An 18,410-nucleotide genomic window follows, 5' to 3' on the forward strand; every position below is an offset into this window, starting at 1 on the left:
CCGGGCTGGCCGGCAGAGCCACCCGGCCCGCGTCCGGACCGGTCAGGCGGTCAGCCGGTCGGTGCGGCGGGCGCGGGCCAGCGCCAGCCCGCCGAGGACCGCGCTGATCACCCCGACCACCACTGCCACGTAGGCCCCACCTCGCCCGTTGCCGGTGCCGACACCACCGTCGGAGGTGGCCACCACCAGCCCGCCGAGCGCCAGGCCGATCAGGCCCGCCGCCAGCGCCAGGACGGCTCCGAGGCGGCCCGAGGCGACGCCGACGCGGCTGGCGGGGCGGGCCAGAGCCAGCCCTCCGACGACGGCACCGGCCAATCCCAGCAGAGCGCCCACACTGGCGCCGAGACGCCCGGAACTCATGGAGACGGCAGCGGCGGCCGACTCTGCCGAGACGTGCGCGGCCGCCGGTGCGGTGAGCGTGATCCCGCCGAGCGGGGCGGCTACGGCGGTGACGAACAGGTGGCTGACGGACATCGTGGTTCCCCTCGGTCGGCTGACGACTACATGCGGCAGCGTAGGAACCGGACCGCCCGCGAGTCGTCATGCCGGAGTTGCCAACGGGCCTACCACCCGGGATGTATCCGCCCCGGACGTCGTACTTCGGCGGTTGTCTCGGGCCGGGCAGCGCGTCAGGGCGTTGCGGAGTCACCCGCCGACCGGGGTTCCAGCACCACCACGGTGGTTTCCGACGATCGCCGCGCCGCGTGGGCCTCGAAGTTCTTGTCGGCCCCGCGCCAGCGTGGCCACAGTCGCGCCCGCTCGTCGGCGGTGGCGGCCCGGCCGCGGACCAGCCGCCGCCCGTCGGCCAGGTCCACTGACGCGTCCGGGTGGGCCTGCAGGTTGAGCCACCAGGCGGGGGCGCCCTCGCCCCACCCGTTCATCGCCACCCCGACCAGGTTCGGGCCGTCCTCGAAGTACGCGAGGATGACGCTGCGCTGCTGGCCGGTGCGGCGACCGGTGGTGGTCAGTCGCAACGTGCCCCAGCGGTGCTCGCGCGGCCGCCACAGCCCGACCCGGCTGCCGGTGACCCGGTACAGACCCCGGTGCACCGACCAGGCCAGCCGGATGAACCACCGCGGCGGAAGCCACGGTGCCTTCGTCTCCTGAGCATCGGACATGACGACCTCCTCCACCGACCACTGCTGATGGCCCGGCAGGCTGCCGTATCCGTCAACCCCACTGTGGACCGAGAGCCCAAGGTCTCCCGGCGTGAGCACAGCTTGCGTCCTGTTGTCCATGATCCGACCGAGGATCGGACCGATCGGTGGAAGCCCCGCCTCGGCGGCAGCCGGATGAGCTACCGCTGCCAGGCGTCGATGACGCGGACGCCGTCGCGAACGACCCGGTCCAGGATGGCCGGGTTGCCGCTGGTGCCCTCCCACCCCTGGTCGTTGAAGACCGTCACCGTGCTGTCGACGCGGGCCACGGCGATCTGGCTGGACGCGGTGCCGCCGGTGCGTTCGCCGTTCAGGCTCGTCTCGGGCCAGGTCCGGGTCAGCAGCAACCCCTCGCCACCGACCCCGGTCAGCACCTCGCTCTTGACGGTGACCCGGTTTCCGGCCTGCTCGTACGAGGGGCACGCCTGCACGGCGGTGCGGAGCCGGTCCAGGTAGGCCGAGGCTCCGGCGCCGTCGAAGGTGAAGATGGTCTGATGGATCATCCCCTGCGGCACGTTGCTGGCGGGCTCGCCGGCCGTCTGGTAGGTGACGGTCATCGCGGCGCTCGCGGTGACCTGCCGGCCGCCGGTGCCGAACTCGTTGCCACACAACGTCGGCAGCGCCTCCTCGACGGGTGTCGTCCGTCGCGGAGACTTCCGCAGCTCGGCGGGCAACTCGACGAAGGCCGAGGTCGGGATGGTCACCCGAGGACTGCTCGCGCTCGGAGACGGTGCGTCCGTCGGGGGCGCTGACGCCGCCGTGCTGGACGGCGCGGTGGTCGCCGGGGCCGAGTCGGGCGGTTCCTCAGTGGTGGTGCAGGCGGCGGCCAGCGCGATGGTGCCGAGCAGCGGGAGCAGCGCGAGCGCACGCCGGGTACGCGCCGGTGGCAGTGGTACGGATCGGCTCATCATCACCCCTTGTCTGTGCCAGGAAGGTGCCCAGCGCCGCGCCGACCGAAACGATCACCAGGCGGCGCGGGGATCGACCGGGCCACCGGAATTGAGGTGTCGTCACATCGACCGGGCCGCTAGGCTGCCCCGCATGACCAGCGTAAACGCTCACTGCACCACCGGACTGTCGGGTGACGTCCAGGTTGGTGTGGAGCGACGCCGGCGATCCGTCGCCCGCCCGCGCTGACCTGTTTCCTGCGACCGGCGGATCGAGCCGCCGGTCGTTCACTGGTCGTCCTCGGTCCGCCCGCATCTCCCCGTCAACGGCTCGCGTGACAGCGCGGGTCCGAGCGAGATCGGCGTACCCATGGATCTTGAAAAGTTGTTGTCCGACCGGCTGGAACCGGCGTTCGCGGCGGTGGCCGGCGGCCCGGTCGACCCGCTGGTGCGGCGGTCGGGGCGCGCGGACTTCCAGTCCGACGCGGCGCTGGCGCTGGCCCGGCGGCTCGCCCGCCCGCCGCGGGACATCGCCGACGCGGTGCTGGCCCACGCGGTGTTCGACGACCTCGGCGTGTCGGCCGAGGTCTCCGGGCCGGGTTTCATCAACCTGACCCTCGCCGACCGGGCGCTGGCCGACCTGGTCGCCGGGCTGGCGGGCGACGCCCGGCTCGGCGTGCCGTCGACGGCGACGCCGCAGACCGTGGTGGTCGACTACTCGGCGCCCAACGTGGCGAAGGAGATGCATGTCGGGCATCTCCGCTCGACCGTCATCGGTGACGCGGCGGTGCGGCTGCTGACCTGGCTCGGGCACCGGGTGGTGCGGGTCAACCACCTGGGTGACTGGGGGACACCCTTCGGCATGCTGATCGAGCACCTGATCGACCTCGGTGAGGCCGAGGCCGCGCAGCACCTGTCGATGGGCGACCTGGACACGTTCTATCGGGCGGCCCGCGTCAAGTTCGACGCCGACGAGGCGTTCCAGGAACGGTCCCGGCTGCGGGTGGTCGCGTTGCAGGGCGGCGACGAGCGGACCCGGCGGCTGTGGCGGTTGCTGGTGACGCAGTCCGAGCGGTACTTCCTGACCGTGTACGACCTGCTCGACGTGGGGTTGTCCGGCGACGACTTCCGGGGCGAGAGCGCCTACAACCAGCTGCTCGCTGGCGTCGTCGACGACCTGGACCGGCTGGGGCTGCTGCGGCCCAGCGGTGGGGCCGAGTGCGTCTTCCCGCCCGGGTTCACCGGCCGGGACGGCGCGCCGTTGCCGCTGATCGTGCGCAAGAGCGACGGTGGGTACGGCTATCCCGCCACCGACCTGGCCGCGCTGCGGCAGCGCGTCGGCGAGCTGGGCGCGACCCGGCTGCTGTACGTCGTCGGCCTGCCGCAGCGGCAGCACTTCGCGATGGTGTTCGCCGTCGCCGAGGCGGCCGGTTGGCTCCACCCACCGGTCCGGGCCGAGCATCTGGGCTTCGGGTCCATCCTCGGCGCCGACGGTCGGATGCTGCGCAGCCGGGCCGGTGAGTCGGTGAAGCTGGTCGGCCTGCTGGAGGAGGCGGTCGCCCGCGCCACCGACCTGGCCCGCAGCAGGAACCCGGACCTGGACGCCGAAGCCGCCGCCGAGATCGGCCGCGCGGTGGGCATCGGCGCGATCAAGTACGCGGACCTGTCCGTCGACCGGACCAAGGACTACGTCCTGGACTGGGAGCGGATGCTGGCGCTGGACGGCAACACCGCGCCCTACCTCCAGTACGCGTACGCCCGGATCCGGTCGGTGCTGCGGCGCGCCGGGACCGCCGCCCGGCCGGACGCGCCCATCGTCTTCGCGCAGCCGGCGGAGCGGGCGCTCGCGGTCGAGCTGCTCGGCTTCGCCGGGGTGGTCGGCGAGGTGGAGCGGAGCCTCGAACTCCACCAACTCGCCGGGTACCTGCACCGGCTGGCTACCGCGTTCAGCGCGTTCTACGAGCGCTGCCCGGTGCTGCGCGCGTCGGACGAACTGCGGGAGAGCCGGCTGCTGCTGGCCGAGCTGACCGCCCGGACCCTGCGGCAGGGGCTGGACCTGCTCGGCATCCGAACGTTGGCACGGATGTGACGGGCCGGCTCCCCGGCCCGGTCAGCGGGCCCGCTTCGTTGCCCGCTTCCGGGGTGGCGTCAACAGGTCGGCGATCTGCGCGATCGCGGCGGGAACCAGGCGGTAGTACGCCCAGACCCCACGCTTGTCGCGTTCGAGCAGGCCGGCCTCGGTGAGGATCCGAAGGTGATGACTCACCGTCGGCTGAGAGAGATTGAGCGCCGACGTGAGGTCACTCACCGACGCCTCACCCTCCGGCGCGGACTGGATCAGGCTGAGCAACCGGAGTCGCGCCGGATCGGCGAAGGCCTTCAGCACCCCCGCTAGCCGCTCGGCATCGGCCCGCTTGATGGGATCGCCGGTGAGCGGCGAGATCGCAGGCATGGCAGTTTTCGCAGTTCCCACGCCTGCCATAGTGACACCAACACCATCAATAAACCGGCAGAAACCGACACCAGCCCTCCGATGGCGTCCAGATGGCGTAACGACGCCACCGAACGTGAGTCGAACGCCGACGTCCGTGGTGGCACACGGGCCGTGTGGAGCTTCCCGAAGCTCCACACGGCCCGCCCGGCGAGACGCGTGTCAGCGGCGCGGTTTGGGGGCGACGCGGGGCAGGACGTACGGCGGCCCAGCGAAGATCAGGTCGGACTTCAACTCGTGGTAGGCCCGCTTGGGCTGGTAGTTCTCGTCGTAGATGGTGGCCAGGCCCTCCGGCGGGTCGCTGAACCAGCCGGGCACCCACGAGTGGTTGTCACTGAAACCCCAGACCGTGTACGACAGGCAGCTCCGCACCGCGAGGCACGCCTTCATCAGCACGCTGAAGTTGGCGGCCGACGCCTGGAGCCGCGGGTTGATCTCCTCCGAGTTGCCCGCCTGGACGCCCGCCGTCAGTTGACTGCGGACGTCGACCTCGGTGAACGCCGTCGCGACGCCGAGCCCGCTGAACTTCTTCAGCGCCGCTGTCACCTGGAGGGTGTCGAAGTTGCCGTACTGGGTGCCCAGGTGGCCCTGGGCACCGACGCCGTCGATCGGGACACCCTGAGCGCGCAGGCTCTTGGTCATGTCGTACACGAACTGGGTCTTGTCGTCGGCCGGGTTGCCCGAGCCGAACGCCTCGATGTTGTAGTCGTTGTAGAACAGCAGCGCCTTCGGGTCGGCAGCCCGTGCCCAGCGGAACGCGTCGGCGATGTAGCCGGGCCCGAGGTTCTGCGCCCAGAAACCCTTGTAGTGCAGGGTCGACGGGGTGTCCCAGGGGTCGCTGACCGCCTCGTTGACCACGTCCCACTGCCAGATCTTGCCCTTGTAGCGGTTGACGACAGTGGTGATGTGCTTGCGCAGCAGCTCGCGCAACTCCTGCTTGCTGATGGAGCCGTCGGCGACGCCACTGGTCAACCAGGCGGGCAACTGGTTGTGCCAGACCAGCACGTGACCGCGCACGCTCTGCCGGTTGCGCTTGGCGAACTCGACGAACTCGTCGGCCGGGGCCCAGTTGTAGGTGCCACGGGCGGGCTCCAGGCTCTCCCACTTCATCACGTTCTCGGCGGTGACCGAGGCGAACTCGGTGGAGGCCAGCTTGCGGTACTGGGGATCATCGGCGTCGTTGAGGGCGTCCATGTTCACCGCGGTGCCGACGTGCAGACCGTGGCGCAGGCCGAGGGTGGCGAGGCTCTGCGTCGTGGGGTCGTACGGCCGGCTCGCGGTGGCCGGCACCGTGTTCAGCGTCGCGACGGTCGCGACGGCGACCAGGCCGACGGTCGACCACTGCCTGAGCTTCATGTGCCTTCCTTCCAAACGATCAATGGGAATGTGTCGATCAAGGAGGCGAGGGTCCGGTGCTGGCCGGCGGGAACGTGGTCGGGTCAGGTGGCGACACCGGTAGTTCCGGTCGGAAACCGGAAACCCGTTCGAAACGTTAAGCCGATCGATGTCTGGGCGTCAACGGTGAAAACTTCCGGAAATTCATCACATGACCTGCGCCGCTCCAGGCGGTCAGCGGTCGAAACTTCCGGAGACCCTGGCCAGTCCCCGGGCGTGGGGCACGGCGGCCCGAGACCGCCGCAGGGCAGGGCTGCGGCAGGCTGCCGCGGGGGCATGATTGCGGCGCACGCCGCCGGCATCGTCGACGCGGTGGTCGACGATGCCCGGGTGTCGCTGGTTGCGACCGGTCAGCGCAGGCCGGCGAAGAGGTCGTCCTCGGGGGTCGGCGCGCCGGTCCGGTCCCGGACCCGCAGGAAGGTCTCCACGCCCATCAGCTCGGTGAACCGCTCCTGACCGAGTTGCAGGAAGAAGATGTTCTCGGTCTGACTGGCGTGCGTGGCCAGCGCGTTGAACTTCTGCGCGCCGTACTTGCCCGTGTCGACCCAGGTGGTGATCTCGTCGTCGGGGAGGCCGAGCTGCGGCTGCGACGCGTCCGGCTCGGCCCACTCGACGCCGAGCTCCTTCATGATCCGACCGAACTCCGCGAACGCCGTACGCGGCACCGTGGTCCAGTAGACCTTCGCCGGGACGTCCGTCTGCTCGACGGCGGCCATGGTGATCCGGTGGGCCTGGATGTGGTCCGGGTGGCCGTAGAAACCGTTCTCGTCGTACGTGACGATCACGTCCGGCTGGTACTGCCGGATCAGCTCTGCGAGCCGGGCCGCCGCCTCCGCCACCGGGGTCGTCCAGAACGCGCCGGGCTGGTCGTTGGTCGCCCAGCCCATCATTCCGGAGTCGGCGTAGCCGAGGGTCTCCAGGTGGGTGACGTTCAGCGCCGCGCAGCTGGCCTCCAGTTCGGCCTGACGCATCGCCACCACGGCGGCCGGGTCGTGCCCCTCCTCGCCCGGCTTGACCCCACCCGGGCCGTCCCCACATCGCCCGTCGGTGCAGGTCACCAGCACGGTCGTGACCCCCTCGGCGGCATAGCGGGCGAGGACGCCCCCGGTGCTCGTCGCCTCGTCGTCGGGGTGGGCGTGCACCGCCATCAGGGTCAGAGGTCGCTCAGCCATGCCACCACCCTACGGTTCTGCGGCTACCACCCCACGACCTCCACCCGCAACGACTGCGGGAAGCGGGCATCCTAGCCAGTTCGGGGTCGGCGCAGCGGTCCTTGCGCGAATGGTGATCACGCCCGGGGAGGGTCGCTAGATTCGGCCGTGATCACCCCATCCGAGCAGGTCCGGACGTTTGGAGAGAGCCGATGGCAAGGGCCGCTGGCGGGTTCACCGACCTGCGACAGGTCGAGGCCGGACTCCTGAACGTGGGGTACGTGGACGCCGGGCCGCCCGACGGGGACGCGGTGATCCTCCTGCACGGGTGGCCGTACGACATCCACAGCTTCGTCGACGTCGTACCGCTGCTCGCCGCTGCCGGTCGCCGGGTCGTCGTCCCGTACCTGCGGGGTTACGGCACGACCCGGTTCCTCTCCGACGACACCATGCGCAACGGCGAACCGGCGGCGATGGGGCTCGACCTCATCGCCCTGATGGACGCCCTGAAGATCGACACCGCGACGTTGGCTGGCTTCGACTGGGGCGCTCGGACCGCCGACGTCGTGGCCGCGCTGTGGCCCGAACGTTGCCGAGGGCTGGTCTCGGTGAGCGGCTACCTGATCGCCAGCCAGGAATCCGGTAAGGCGCCGCTGCCGCCGAAGGCGGAGTTGGCGTGGTGGTACCAGTACTACTTCGCCACCGAGCGCGGGCGGGAAGGTTACGACAAGAACCGGCGCGCCTTCAACAAGCTGATCTGGCACACCGCGTCCCCCCGGTGGACGTTCGACGACGCGACCTACGACCGCAGCGCAGCGTCGTTCGACAACCCCGACCACGTCGACATCGTGATCCACAACTACCGGTGGCGGATGGCCCTCGCCGACGGCGAGGCACAGTACGACGAGATCGAGCAGCGCCTCGCCGGGCAACCGAAGATCAGCGTGCCCAGCATCTCCATGGAAGGCGACGCCAACGGTGCGCCCCACGTCGAACCCACCGTCTACGCCAAGCAGTTCACCGGGCCGTACGAGCACCGGACCGTCGGCGGCGGCGTCGGGCACAACCTGCCGCAGGAGGCGCCGCAGGCCTTCGCGGACGCGGTGCTGGAGGTCTGAGTCGCTAGCGCGTCGGGCGTTCCACCCGCACCGGGTCACCGCGGACCAGCCCGTCGTGGATGCGCCACCGGGCGGTGGTGACGGCCCGCCGGGCCGCCTCGTCGCAGTGCTCGACGCGCTGGCGCAGCAGATCCACTGCGATCCGGCGGTTGAGACTGAACTGCCGCTCCTCGTCCACCACGACCACGATGCCCGAGGGGCGGTGCGTCGCGCGTACCGCGGTGCTGGCCTTGTTCCGGTGCTGACCACCCGGCCCGCCGGTGCGGCAGGCGACGATGTCGACGTCCGCCTCGCGGAACGTCGTGGGTCGGGCGTCGCGTTCGGGCGGCTGGGCGGTGACGTACCAGTTCTTCCGGCCGTTGCCCGACCGGTACGGGCTGGGTGCCTGCCAGCACAGCGTCCCGGTCCACGACGCCGCGAACGCGTCGGCGTCGGCGCCGGAGATCCGGATCAGCACCGACCGGTAGGTGCCGGTGCGGTCACCGGGCACCGCGTGCACCTGCTGGAGCGTCAGGCCTCGGCGGGTGCCCTCGCCCCGCAGGCGGTGCAGCAGCTGACCCAGTGCCCAGGCGCACTCCTGCGGCCCCCGCCCGGCCGACAGCAGCAGGAACACGTTCACGACCGGCCCCGCCTGCCGCGCTGTCCCCGCCGGTCCGCGCGGGCGGCGGGCCCGGGATCGGGCGTCTTGTAGGTGACCACTGGCGTCGTTGAGACCACCGGCGTGGCCAGGCGGTGCTCGACCAGGTCGGCGATCACCTGCTCGATGCGCTTGTACGCCGTGGGCGCCTCCTCGAAGAGCAGCTGCCGGTCACCGCACACCACCAGCGACCCGACCGGGGTACGCCGCAGCTCCTCGACTGTGTGCTTGGCCCGGCCCCGCCGCAGGGCGTCGGCGCGCGACATCTTGCGGCCGGCGCCATGGGCCACGGAATGGTTGGCGTCCGGCCCGGCGTGCGCGGCCACCAGGTAGGACGCCGTGCCCCGGGTGCCGGCGATCAGGACGTCGCGCCCGTCACCCGGTGCCGCGCCCTTGCGGTGCAGGTAGACCCCGTCCCGAACCTCGACCAGGTTGTGGCACTGGTCGACGATCGGCGCGGTGGGCTCGGTCCCCAACGCGTGCGCCACCCGGGCGGCCAGCACCCGGCGGTTGAGCGATCCCCAGCGCACGGCGTCGTCGTGGCGGCGCAGGTAGGCGGCGGGATCGGGAGCCGGCCCGGCGCCGTGGACCTCGGTGTGCGCGCGCAGGATCCGCTCGCCCAGGCCACGGGAACCGCTGTGCACGATGAGCACCAGGTCGCCCGCCTCGAGCCCGAGCCGGCCGGCGTGCCGCCCGTCGAGGATGGCGTCGACCCGGGCCAGCTCCACGAAGTGATTGCCCCGGCCGACCGTCCCGAGGCCGTCCAGGTGACCGGCCGGAACGTCACCGTCGACGGCGGCCCAGGCCGGGTCGTCGGCGTCGCGTACCGGGTTGAACGCCTGGTCGAGGTCGGGGAACCGGGCGGCGAGCCGTTCCGGTACGGCCCGTTTGAGCTTGATCGGAAACACGGCGATGCCGCAGCCGATGTCGGAGCCCACCAGGAACGGGTACAGCACAGTCGACGCCATGGCCGCGCCGATCGGCGCGCCCTTGCCGGGATGCAGGTCCGGCATCGCGGCGACGTGCCGCATGCCGTCCAGGGCGGCGACCTGTCGGCACTGGGCGAGCGCTGCGGACTCGATCCAGCTCGTCGACGAGGCGAACACCGTGACGGTGGCCGGGGCGGACGGGGGCAGGGGCTCCCGAGGGAGATGGTGCTGGGACAAGGAGGCTCACTTCTCGCTGCGAACGTGGGAACGGACGGCGTCACGGCCCCGGGGAGGCGTCACCGGTGGCGCGGAGCAGGGGGTGGTGTCCGTCAGTACGTCATGGCCGTCACTCTGGCCCAGGCGGGTCAGGCCCGACAACTGATTTTCCTTCACGACGTACGCTGCCGCGATGAGCGCACCGCGTCGCGTCCTGGTCTACGGGGTGTACGGCTCCGGCAAGTCCACGCTCGCGGCGCGGCTGGCCGACCACCTCGGACTGCCGTGGTATCCGGTGGACGATCTGCTCTGGCAACCGGGCTGGGTCGAGGTGCCGGTCACCCGGCAGCGCAGCCGGATCGAGGAGATCTGCCGACGGGACCGCTGGATCATCGACGGGGCGTACCACGGGTGGCGGGACGTCCCGCTGGCCCGCGCCGACCTGGTCGTCGGCCTGGACTATCCACGGTGGCGCTCGTTCGGACGGTTGCTCCGCCGCACCGTCCGTCGGGTGGTCACCGGCGAGGTGATCTGCAACGGCAACCGCGAGTCGCTGAGCAGTGTGCTGTCCCGGGACTCGATCCTGCTGTGGCACGTCACCGCGTTCGGCCGGGCCCGCCGGCGGATGCGGGCCTGGCAGGCGGACCCGTCCGCGCCGCGAGTGGTGTTACTGCGCTCCCCGGCGGAGCTGGACGTCTGGCTGGCCGGGCTGCCCCGCCGGTGAGACCGCCCGGCCGAGGACGCAGGGGGAGGACGGGCTGTTGCTGGTGGCCGGGAACCGGAACCGGCGCAGCTGCGCCACCTCGAAGCCGGCCGCTGCGATGGCGGCGACGGTGTCGCGGTTGGTGTGGCAGCCCGCGAACAGCCTCGGCCACACTGTGGCGTCGACGAGACGTTGGGCGCGGCGCAGACCGGTGGCCTGCTCGGCGGCCACGTGCTCGAAGAACCGCACCTGGCCTCCGGGGCGCAGCACCCGGCTGATCTCGGCCAACGCGCTCGACTGGTCGGGCACCGTGCACAACACCAACGCGACCACGGCCGCGTCGAACTCGCCGTCTGCGGCGGGCAGCGCCTGGGCCAGACCGTCGACGACGGTGACCGGAACCGGCGCGTCCGCGGCGGCGCGCTCGGCGGCGGCCCGCAGCCGCCGCTCCGGTTCGACAGCGAGGACCTGGGTCACCCCCGGCGGGTAGTGGGCGAACATCCGCCCGTTGCCCGCACCGATCTCGATCACCCGGCCGGACAGGCCGGCGACCAGCTCCCGCCGGAACGCCGCCGTGCCGGCGCGGTCCATGGCGACGCTGAGTCGCTCGTACACCCGGGCGAACACGGGGTGGGACACCGTGGCCACGTCGACCTCCACTGATGGCGTGATCTCCGTAGAACGCTTTCTCCGGCGATTGTCCTGCATCCGCGCACGCTTTGCGTCTTACTGATGGGCAGCACGACTCAACCCAGTGCAGACAGGATGTGGATCGGCTATGAAGATCGTCGTCATCGGGGGCAGCGGCCTCATCGGTTCCAAGGTCGTGGACCGCCTCGGTGCCCAGGGCCACGAGGCGGTGCCGGCATCGCCGAAGACCGGCGTGAACACCCTGACCGGCGAAGGAGTGGCCGATGCGCTCGCCGGCGCCGAGGTCGTCGTCGACGTGTCGAACTCGCCGTCGTTCGAGGACGCCGCCGTACTGGAGTTCTTCGAGACCTCGACCCGGACGCTCCTCGCCGCCGCGTCGGACGCCGGGGTGAATCACTACGTGGCGCTCTCCATCGTGGGGAGCGACCGGATCCCGGACAGCGGTTACATGCGCGCGAAGGTCGCCCAGGAGAAGCTCATCGTCGCCTCCGGAATCCCGTACTCGGTGGTGCACGCCACCCAGTTCTTCGAGTTCCTCCAGGGCATCATCGACGCCGCCACGGACGGCGACACCGTGCACCTCGCACCGGTCCTCATCCAGCCGATGGCCGCTGACGACGTCGCGGCCGCGGTGACCGAGGTCGCGCTCGGCGCGCCGACGAACTCCGTGGTCGAGGTCGCTGGTCCGGAGCAGTTCCGGCTCGACGAGTTGGGCCGTTCGCTCCTCGCCGACCAGCAGGATCGCCGCACGGTGGTGGCCGACCCCGACGCCCGGTACTTTGGCGCCAAGCTGAACGAACGCTCGCTCGTTCCGGCCGACGGCGCCCGCATCCCCGGCACCGGCCTGGACGACTGGCGTACGGCGGCCGGCCGGGGACGCTGAGCCGGCCCCGCTACCTCGGCGTCGTGGGCGGGCCAGCCCGCCCACCGAGGCGCTGCACCAACTCCTGAACGGCCTCGGTGAACGGCTCGTCGGACTCGTCCGGCCAGTGCCCGTGGATGGGTGGGGCGACGCTGTCCCCAGGGGGTGCCACCAGGCCGCGCGGATCACGCTGCCGGCGATCCACCCCGCCGGCCGGGTCGTCGGCGATGGTGGGCGCGCGTGACGGGTGCGGGGAGAAGATCCAGCCGCCGATGGGGTCGGTGTCGCGCCACAGGTTCACCCAGCGCCAACCCACCCGACGGCCGATCTCGTGCAGTGCCGTGTCGTCGACGTAGGCGGGGAAGAGTCGGGCGTAGAGGCGGCGCAGTGGTGACCCGTGGGTGAGCACTGCGACTCGGTCGCCGATGTGCGGCGGCAGTTGGAGCACCGTGGCGGCGAGCAGCACCGAGCCGTGGCTGTGCCCGGTGAGCAGCACCGCGTCGCCGCGTTCGACGAGGTAGGTGATCCGGCGGCCGAGTTCCGGCACGGCCCGCTCGGAGTAGCAGGGGGGTGCGAACGGGTGGGCGGCCCGGGGCCAGAAGGTGCCGAGGTCCCAGAGGACCCCGATGTGCCGGCGGTACGGCTCGGTCCGGTACGCGAAGATACCGCCGACGATCAGGGCGAGAATGATCGCCGCGATGACCCAGCTACCGAACGCGATGGCGAACGTGATCGCGTCCGCCGGCAGTCCGATGCCGCGTTCGATGACGTCGCTCGGGGCCTGCCCGAGCAGGCCGATGGTGGTGGTGGCCGTGCCGACTCCGGCGAGACAGCCGTAGAGCACGGCCAGCGGCACCAGTTTCTCGGTGAAGCGAGCCCGGGCTATCGCGTCGCGGATCTGCCGCAGTCGGCGGTCTGCCCCGACGGGCGGGTTCGGAAAGTCGCGCGCGACGATCGCTGCCGCGGCCCGGCGTCGGCTCCGCCGGGAGAGCAGGACGACGAGGCCGGCGACGATCGCGGTGAACAGCACCGCGCGGAAGAAGCCGAAGATCGCCCAGGTGTAGGCGCGGGGCGGGCCGGAGGCGATGCCCGCTCCGGTCGAGGCGTCGCGGTCCAGGAAGTCCGCCACCCGGTAGACCAGCTCGGCGGAGTACGCCACCGCCATGCTGATCCCGGTGGCCGCGACGACGAGGGCGCCCAGCCCGAACAGCGGGGTGGCGGCGCTCTCCCGGCGTCGGCGCCAGAGCAGCACCACGGCCAGGGCGGCCAACAGCGTCGTCTGTGCCACGAACAGACCGGCCAGTGTCGTGTCGTAGCCGGGCAGCCCGTGCTCCGCCGGCCACGACTGCGTGCTCGTCGGCACGTACGCCACCACGACCACGGTCAGGACGATGGCGGCGGTCCGGAGGGTGCGGGTGACCCGGTCGAGCCGCTCGTCGTCGGCGGACCGGTCCATCAGCGGCGGTGTGCAGAGCAGCCCCACACAGCCGGCCAGGATCACCATCGTGATCGCCGCCAGCGCGATGGAGGCCGCCGAGGCGTCACTCGCGCCGCGGGCCAGGAGCAGGACGAGGTCCAGCGTCGCGAAGGCCGCGGCGACGTGGATGGCCCGCAACCGACCCACGAGCGGCTCGGCGTCCCACTGGCCGACGGTGCCGAGCCGAGACGCGGAGATGCCCTGATCGGGCGCGCGGAACGCCTCGAACGTCCGCCCCGGGCGGCAGCTGACCCGCCAGATCAGGCCGATCGCGGCGGCCGGGACGAGCGCGAGCACCGCCAGCCGCAGCCCGACCGGCCGCCCGCCCAACCAGGACAACCAACTGCGTCCGGCCAGGCAGTCCGGTGAGGCCAGGCACTTCCAACCGAGGAGGTCCAGGGCAACGCCGGCGATGGCGAGCACGTACAGCACGGTGAGCGTCAGTGCCAGCAGCCGGCACAGGGACTTGACCATCGCCTCGGATCCGGGGTTGGCCGGGCGCATCCAGATCGCGACGTTGACAAGCATGAAGGGGAGCAGGAAGACCACCGCCAGGGTGCGGGCCACCGTACCGGAGGGCAGGTCACCCCAGCGGTACGCCTCCAGCGTCACCCCCGGCACGCCGGCACTGTCCGAGCACCGGGGGCGCGGCCGGTAGAACCCGCCACTGCGGTCACCGGCGACCTGTCCGGTCTGCTGCAGACCCAGCACCTGTGCGGGACTCGCGCCGGAGACTCCGTGCACCCGTAGCTCCACGACGCCACCGGAGCTGTCCGGCCCGCTCAACCGCGCTGATCCATCCGACGTCCCCCCGAGGCGTCCCGCAATTCGTGGCCCACGACCGAGCCCCGACGTCACGCGTCGGCGCCGCCGACCGTTGTGACAGCGGAGCGGGGTCTACCCGAACCGGACGCCCTCAATCCCGGCGGCCGGCCTTCGCGATCTCGGCGCGGTAGGCGCGCGGCGAGAGGCCGGTGGTGCGCTTGAAGGCCACGCTCAGTGCGCTCTCCGAGCCGTAACCGACGGACTGGGCGATGGTGGCGACAGTGTCGGAGCTGCGCCGGATGCGGTCCGCCGCGAGCTCGATCCGCCACCCGGTCAGGTACTCCAGTGGGCCCACCCCGACGACCTTCTTGAAGCGGGCGGCCAGTGTCGACCGGGAGACGGTGGCTGCCCGGGCCACCTCGTCCACCGTCCACGGGTGTGCGGGTCGCGCGTGCATCGCGCGTAGCGCCGGAGCTACCACCGGGTCGGTCAAGCCGGCCAGCCACCCCGAGGTGGGCTGGTCGTCGCGGGCCAGGTGCAGCCGCAGCACCCGGATCAGCAGGACCAGCGCCAGATGCTCGGCGACGAGGTGGGAGCCGAGCCGCGTCGATCGCAGTTCAGCGTCGATCTCGCCGAGGGCCCACTGGACGGTATCGGCCTCCGGGGTGTCGGCGGGCACGTGGATGACCGGCGGGAGGTTGTCCAGCAGCAGGCCGCGCGCCCGTCCCCCCAGGGCGAAGGCGCCACCGATCAGGAACACGTCGTCACCGTGGCCGACGTGCGCGACGCCGTCGACGGCGGCGGCGAAGATCGGGTACGCGGGCTCGACCGGCGCCTCGGGGTCACTGAAGAGCGTGTAGGCCGCCGGGCGGGTCAGCAGGAAGCAGTCCCCCGGACCGAGAGCGATCGGGTCGGCGTGGCCCTCGACCCGCAGCGCGCATCGGCCGCGCCGGACGGCGTTGAACTTGGCAGCGGCCGGTGGGTCGAAACCGACGGCCCAGCGCCCGCCCCCGACCAGGCCGGCGGAGACGTGGCTCGTCGCGCCGAGCAGGGCCAGGACGTCCTCCAGCGGATCCATCCCCACCTCCACTGGACTCTCACGAAAGTATGAAGGACTCCAGACTATAGGCAGTCCGAGGCGTACGTTCGTAGCCTGGGTTCCATGACAGCGAACTCACGCCTCACCACACCGTTCAACGCCCGCACCGCCGCCGCCGAGATCCTCGACGGTGTCGACCTCACCGGGCGCCGGATGATCGTCACCGGGGGCGCCTCCGGCATCGGTGTAGAGACGGTACGCGCGCTGGCCGGGGCCGGCGCCGACGTCACCGTCGCGACCCGGAATCCCCGAGCGGCCGACCGGCTCGCCGAGGAGTTCGCCACCGACGCCACCCCGGGCACGGTCCGTTCGGCCGCCCTCGACCTCGCCGACCTGGCGTCGGTCGACGACTTCGTCGCAGCCTGGCAGGGCCCGCTCGACGTGCTGGTCGCCAACGCCGGAATCATGGCGATCCCGACCCGCCAGCTGACGGCCGTGGGCTGGGAACTCCAGCTCGCCACGAACCACCTCGGTCACTTCGCGCTGGCCCGGGGGCTGCACGACAACCTGCGCGCCGCCACGGCGGCCCGGGTCGTGCTGGTGAGCTCCGGGGCGCACCTGGCCGCGCCGTTCGACTTCGACGACCCGCAGTTCGAGCGGCGCCCGTACGACCCGTGGTCGGCCTACGGCCAGTCGAAGACCGCTGAGGTGCTGCTCGCTGTCGGTATCACCCGCCAGTGGGCGGCTGACGGGATCACCGCGAACGCCCTCAACCCCGGGTACATCTTCACCAACCTCCAGCGCCACATCGACGACGACACGATGCGTGCGATGGGCGCGATGGACGAAGCGGGCAACCTCATCGAGGCGGATTACTACAAGACGCCCGCGCAGGGCGCGTCGACGACGGTGCTGCTCGCCGGCTCGCCCCTGCTCGACGGGGTCGGCGGCCGGTACTTCGACGACAACCAGGAGGCCGAGGTCGTCAGCGGTGGCCCCGACGCCACCGGCGGGGTCGCCGCCCACGCGCTGGACCCGGCCGCCGCCGACCGGCTCTGGGCGTACGCCGAGAAGACGCTCGCCGCACGCTGAGAGCGCCGACGCCTGCGGGCGAGGATTGAGCCGGTCGTGGCGGGGTAGGTGCCGCCATGGTCGCTGCCGGTCGGCGCGGAGCGGACGCAGGCCCGTCGACAGCGCGGCGCTGGGACCGCCTGCTGGACGCCTGGCATGACCGGGCCCGTCGGGTACGCGCCATCGGCGGCCTCGCCCTGCAGGCCGGCCTGGCCGCGGGGCTGTCCTGGTTCGTGGCGCACTCGCTGCTGCACGTGTCGCAGCCGGTCTTCGCGCCGATCTCCGCCGTCTCGACGCTCGCCGCGTCCGTCGGCCAGCGGTTGCGTCGCACCATCGAGCTGATCATCGGTGTCACCGTCGGCGTGCTGATCGGCGACCTGCTGCTCCTGGTGATCGGCACCGGGTGGTGGCAGCTCGCCCTGATCGTGGTGCTGGCGATCGTCGTCGCACTCTTCCTCGCCGGCAGCGCGGCGGTGGTGATCCAGGCCGGGGCGACGGCGGTGCTCATCGCCACGCTCAGCCCAACCGTCCGGGACCTGGAGATCCCCCGGTTCGTGGACGCGCTGGTCGGGGGAGGGGTGGCGCTGCTGGTCACCGCCGTATTGCTGCCGTTGAACCCGCTACGGGTTCTCAACCGGGCCGCCCGGCCCGCGCTCGATCTCCTGATGACCCAGCTCGACGCCACCGCCGGGGCGCTGGCCGAGCGGGACGCCGCCCGGGCCCGTACCGCCCGGGGTGAGCTGCGACAGAGCGCGGGCCGGTTGAAGGCGTTCGTCGAAGCGACCCAGGGTGCCCGGGAGGCGAGCACCCTGTCGCCGGTGTACTGGCACCAGCGACACGGACCGGTGGGCCGGTACGCGCAGGCGGCGGAGCCGATCGACCGGGCGGTGCGCAACAGCGGCACCCTGATCCGGCGGTCAGTGACGCTCATCGAGGACGGCGAGCCGGTACCGGAGTCGTTGCCGAGGGCGGTGGGCGAGCTGGCCGAGACCGTCCGCCTGCTCAAGCGGCAGTTCGCCGCCGGCGCTGAGCCGTACCGGGCGCGGGAGCAGGGGTTGCGGGCCGTCGGAACGGCCGGGAACGCCTATCGGGACGGTGTGGGCTTCTCCGGTGCGGTGGTGGTGGCGCAGATCCGGACCACGGTCAGTGACCTGCTGGTCGCCACCGGCCTGACCCAGGAGGACGCGAATCACCTGGTCCGGAGGGCTTTCGGCGATCTCTGACAGCCCGGCGGCACCCCCTGGTGCCAGTCGCTGGCACATATATGAGCCATCACTGTTGCCAACTGAGCCAAAGTGATGCCATCATGGTGCCATGGAGCTGAGGTCATACGTCGAGAACCTGCGTAACGAGTTCGCCGTGGCGGCGGAGGGTGTGGACCCGGAGGCCCGGGTGCTGGCCGAACGGCTCTTCACGCAGTTGGAGGCGGCCACCCGTCTCACGCTGCTCGAAGCGCTCTCCGATGCGGCTGACGAGATCACTCGTGACCTCGCGCCGGGCTCGGTGCACGTTCGGTTGCGCGGGCGCGAGCCCGACTTCGTGGTGACCCCGGCCAGCCCGCCGGTCGAGCTGGCGAGCGAGTCCAGCGGCCCGCCACCGCTGGCGGTGCCGGTGTCCGCGCCCGACGGCGACGAGGGCGGCACCTCGCGGATCAACCTCCGGCTGCCCGACCACCTGAAGGCCAGCGTCGAGGAAGCCGCTGGGCGCGCCGGGCTCTCGGTCAACGCCTGGCTGGTGCGCGCCGTCGCCGGTGCCATCGGGGCGGGCGACCCGGAACGTCGTCCGCCGCGCCGGGTGGAGCCAACCTCCGGCCAGCGCTTCACCGGCTGGGCCCGCTGACTTCCCGTACCCCCTTCCGCCG

The 18,410-nt window shown here is 71.9% G+C and carries 18 protein-coding genes; 7 read left to right on the forward strand and 11 right to left on the reverse strand.

Annotated features, from left to right (window positions below; all coding sequences use genetic code 11):
* Nucleotides 1-42: 42 nt before the first annotated feature.
* From QSK15_RS10430 to QSK15_RS10440, 3 genes are all read right to left on the reverse strand, one after another.
* The gene (locus QSK15_RS10430; RefSeq protein ID WP_285793960.1) at nucleotides 43-474 is read right to left on the reverse strand and encodes a DUF6223 family protein; all 432 of its coding nucleotides are present in this window, start codon (nucleotides 472-474) and stop codon (nucleotides 43-45) included.
* A 155-nt stretch (nucleotides 475-629) separates the two neighbouring features.
* Entirely contained in the window at nucleotides 630-1,118 is a 489-nt protein-coding gene (locus QSK15_RS10435) for a nitroreductase/quinone reductase family protein (RefSeq protein ID WP_285793961.1), read from the reverse strand.
* Between the two features lie 179 nt (nucleotides 1,119-1,297).
* Nucleotides 1,298-2,065: a superantigen-like protein SSL4 gene (locus tag QSK15_RS10440; protein ID WP_285793962.1), complete on the reverse strand. Its 768-nt coding sequence runs from the start codon at nucleotides 2,063-2,065 to the stop codon at nucleotides 1,298-1,300.
* A 349-nt stretch (nucleotides 2,066-2,414) separates the two neighbouring features.
* Between QSK15_RS10440 and argS the strand changes: the two genes are divergently transcribed.
* Nucleotides 2,415-4,133, forward strand: a complete 1,719-nt coding sequence (gene argS / locus QSK15_RS10445; RefSeq protein ID WP_285793963.1) for an arginine--tRNA ligase — start codon at nucleotides 2,415-2,417, stop codon at nucleotides 4,131-4,133.
* Nucleotides 4,134-4,154: 21 nt separating this feature from the next.
* On the opposite strand, the gene QSK15_RS10450 is transcribed toward argS, so the two are convergent.
* The 3 genes from QSK15_RS10450 to QSK15_RS10460 form a co-directional block, all read right to left on the reverse strand.
* Nucleotides 4,155-4,496 carry an ArsR/SmtB family transcription factor gene (locus QSK15_RS10450; RefSeq protein ID WP_030333934.1) on the reverse strand — a complete coding sequence of 114 codons (342 nt, stop codon included), beginning with the start codon at nucleotides 4,494-4,496 and terminating at the stop codon, nucleotides 4,155-4,157.
* A gap of 201 nt (nucleotides 4,497-4,697) precedes the next feature.
* The gene (locus tag QSK15_RS10455) at nucleotides 4,698-5,891 is read right to left on the reverse strand and encodes an endo-1,4-beta-xylanase (RefSeq protein ID WP_285793964.1); all 1,194 of its coding nucleotides are present in this window, start codon (nucleotides 5,889-5,891) and stop codon (nucleotides 4,698-4,700) included.
* 389 nt (nucleotides 5,892-6,280) lie between these two features.
* Complete coding sequence (locus tag QSK15_RS10460) at nucleotides 6,281-7,102, reverse strand: PIG-L family deacetylase (protein ID WP_285793965.1); 822 nt, start codon at nucleotides 7,100-7,102, stop codon at nucleotides 6,281-6,283.
* Between the two features lie 191 nt (nucleotides 7,103-7,293).
* Here QSK15_RS10460 and QSK15_RS10465 point away from each other — a divergent pair, with 191 nt between their 5' ends.
* Nucleotides 7,294-8,199 carry an alpha/beta fold hydrolase gene (locus QSK15_RS10465; RefSeq protein ID WP_285793966.1) on the forward strand — a complete coding sequence of 302 codons (906 nt, stop codon included), beginning with the start codon at nucleotides 7,294-7,296 and terminating at the stop codon, nucleotides 8,197-8,199.
* A 4-nt stretch (nucleotides 8,200-8,203) separates the two neighbouring features.
* On the opposite strand, the gene prfH is transcribed toward QSK15_RS10465, so the two are convergent.
* The gene (gene prfH, locus QSK15_RS10470; RefSeq protein ID WP_285793967.1) at nucleotides 8,204-8,818 is read right to left on the reverse strand and encodes a peptide chain release factor H; all 615 of its coding nucleotides are present in this window, start codon (nucleotides 8,816-8,818) and stop codon (nucleotides 8,204-8,206) included.
* Nucleotides 8,815-10,002 (reverse strand): RNA ligase RtcB family protein, encoded by a 1,188-nt coding sequence (locus QSK15_RS10475; RefSeq protein ID WP_285793968.1) that lies wholly within the window; start codon nucleotides 10,000-10,002, stop codon nucleotides 8,815-8,817. Before QSK15_RS10475 ends, prfH begins: the two co-directional genes overlap by 4 nt.
* 172 nt (nucleotides 10,003-10,174) lie before the next feature.
* Here QSK15_RS10475 and QSK15_RS10480 point away from each other — a divergent pair, with 172 nt between their 5' ends.
* Nucleotides 10,175-10,705: a P-loop NTPase family protein gene (locus QSK15_RS10480; RefSeq protein ID WP_285793969.1), complete on the forward strand. Its 531-nt coding sequence runs from the start codon at nucleotides 10,175-10,177 to the stop codon at nucleotides 10,703-10,705.
* Here QSK15_RS10480 and QSK15_RS10485 read toward each other — a convergent pair.
* Nucleotides 10,649-11,332: a class I SAM-dependent methyltransferase gene (locus QSK15_RS10485; RefSeq protein ID WP_285793970.1), complete on the reverse strand. Its 684-nt coding sequence runs from the start codon at nucleotides 11,330-11,332 to the stop codon at nucleotides 10,649-10,651. The genes QSK15_RS10480 and QSK15_RS10485 overlap by 57 nt on opposite strands.
* Before the next feature lie 130 nt (nucleotides 11,333-11,462).
* Here QSK15_RS10485 and QSK15_RS10490 point away from each other — a divergent pair, with 130 nt between their 5' ends.
* Nucleotides 11,463-12,218 (forward strand): SDR family oxidoreductase, encoded by a 756-nt coding sequence (locus QSK15_RS10490; RefSeq protein ID WP_285793971.1) that lies wholly within the window; start codon nucleotides 11,463-11,465, stop codon nucleotides 12,216-12,218.
* A 10-nt stretch (nucleotides 12,219-12,228) separates the two neighbouring features.
* Here the strand turns inward: QSK15_RS10490 and QSK15_RS10495 are convergent, their stop codons facing one another.
* Both QSK15_RS10495 and QSK15_RS10500 read right to left on the reverse strand, forming a co-directional pair.
* The gene (locus tag QSK15_RS10495) at nucleotides 12,229-14,460 is read right to left on the reverse strand and encodes a hypothetical protein (RefSeq protein ID WP_285793972.1); all 2,232 of its coding nucleotides are present in this window, start codon (nucleotides 14,458-14,460) and stop codon (nucleotides 12,229-12,231) included.
* A gap of 130 nt (nucleotides 14,461-14,590) precedes the next feature.
* On the reverse strand, nucleotides 14,591-15,517 hold the full coding sequence (locus QSK15_RS10500) for an AraC family transcriptional regulator (protein WP_285793973.1): 927 nt from the start codon (nucleotides 15,515-15,517) through the stop codon (nucleotides 14,591-14,593).
* 84 nt (nucleotides 15,518-15,601) lie between these two features.
* On the opposite strand from QSK15_RS10500, the gene QSK15_RS10505 reads away from it, so the two are divergent.
* The 3 genes from QSK15_RS10505 to QSK15_RS10515 all read left to right on the forward strand — a co-directional run bounded on the left by QSK15_RS10505 (nucleotide 15,602) and on the right by QSK15_RS10515 (nucleotide 18,388).
* Nucleotides 15,602-16,570, forward strand: a complete 969-nt coding sequence (locus QSK15_RS10505; RefSeq protein ID WP_285793974.1) for an SDR family NAD(P)-dependent oxidoreductase — start codon at nucleotides 15,602-15,604, stop codon at nucleotides 16,568-16,570.
* 56 nt (nucleotides 16,571-16,626) lie between these two features.
* A complete protein-coding gene (locus QSK15_RS10510; protein WP_285793975.1) occupies nucleotides 16,627-17,772 on the forward strand; it encodes an FUSC family protein in 1,146 nt (381 codons plus the stop codon).
* Between the two features lie 91 nt (nucleotides 17,773-17,863).
* Entirely contained in the window at nucleotides 17,864-18,388 is a 525-nt protein-coding gene (locus QSK15_RS10515; protein ID WP_285793976.1) for a hypothetical protein, read from the forward strand.
* Nucleotides 18,389-18,410: the final 22 nt, after the last annotated feature.

The sequence above is a fragment of the Micromonospora sp. NBRC 107095 genome, from assembly GCF_030269705.1.
GTDB classification, from domain to species: domain Bacteria; phylum Actinomycetota; class Actinomycetes; order Mycobacteriales; family Micromonosporaceae; genus Micromonospora; species Micromonospora parva.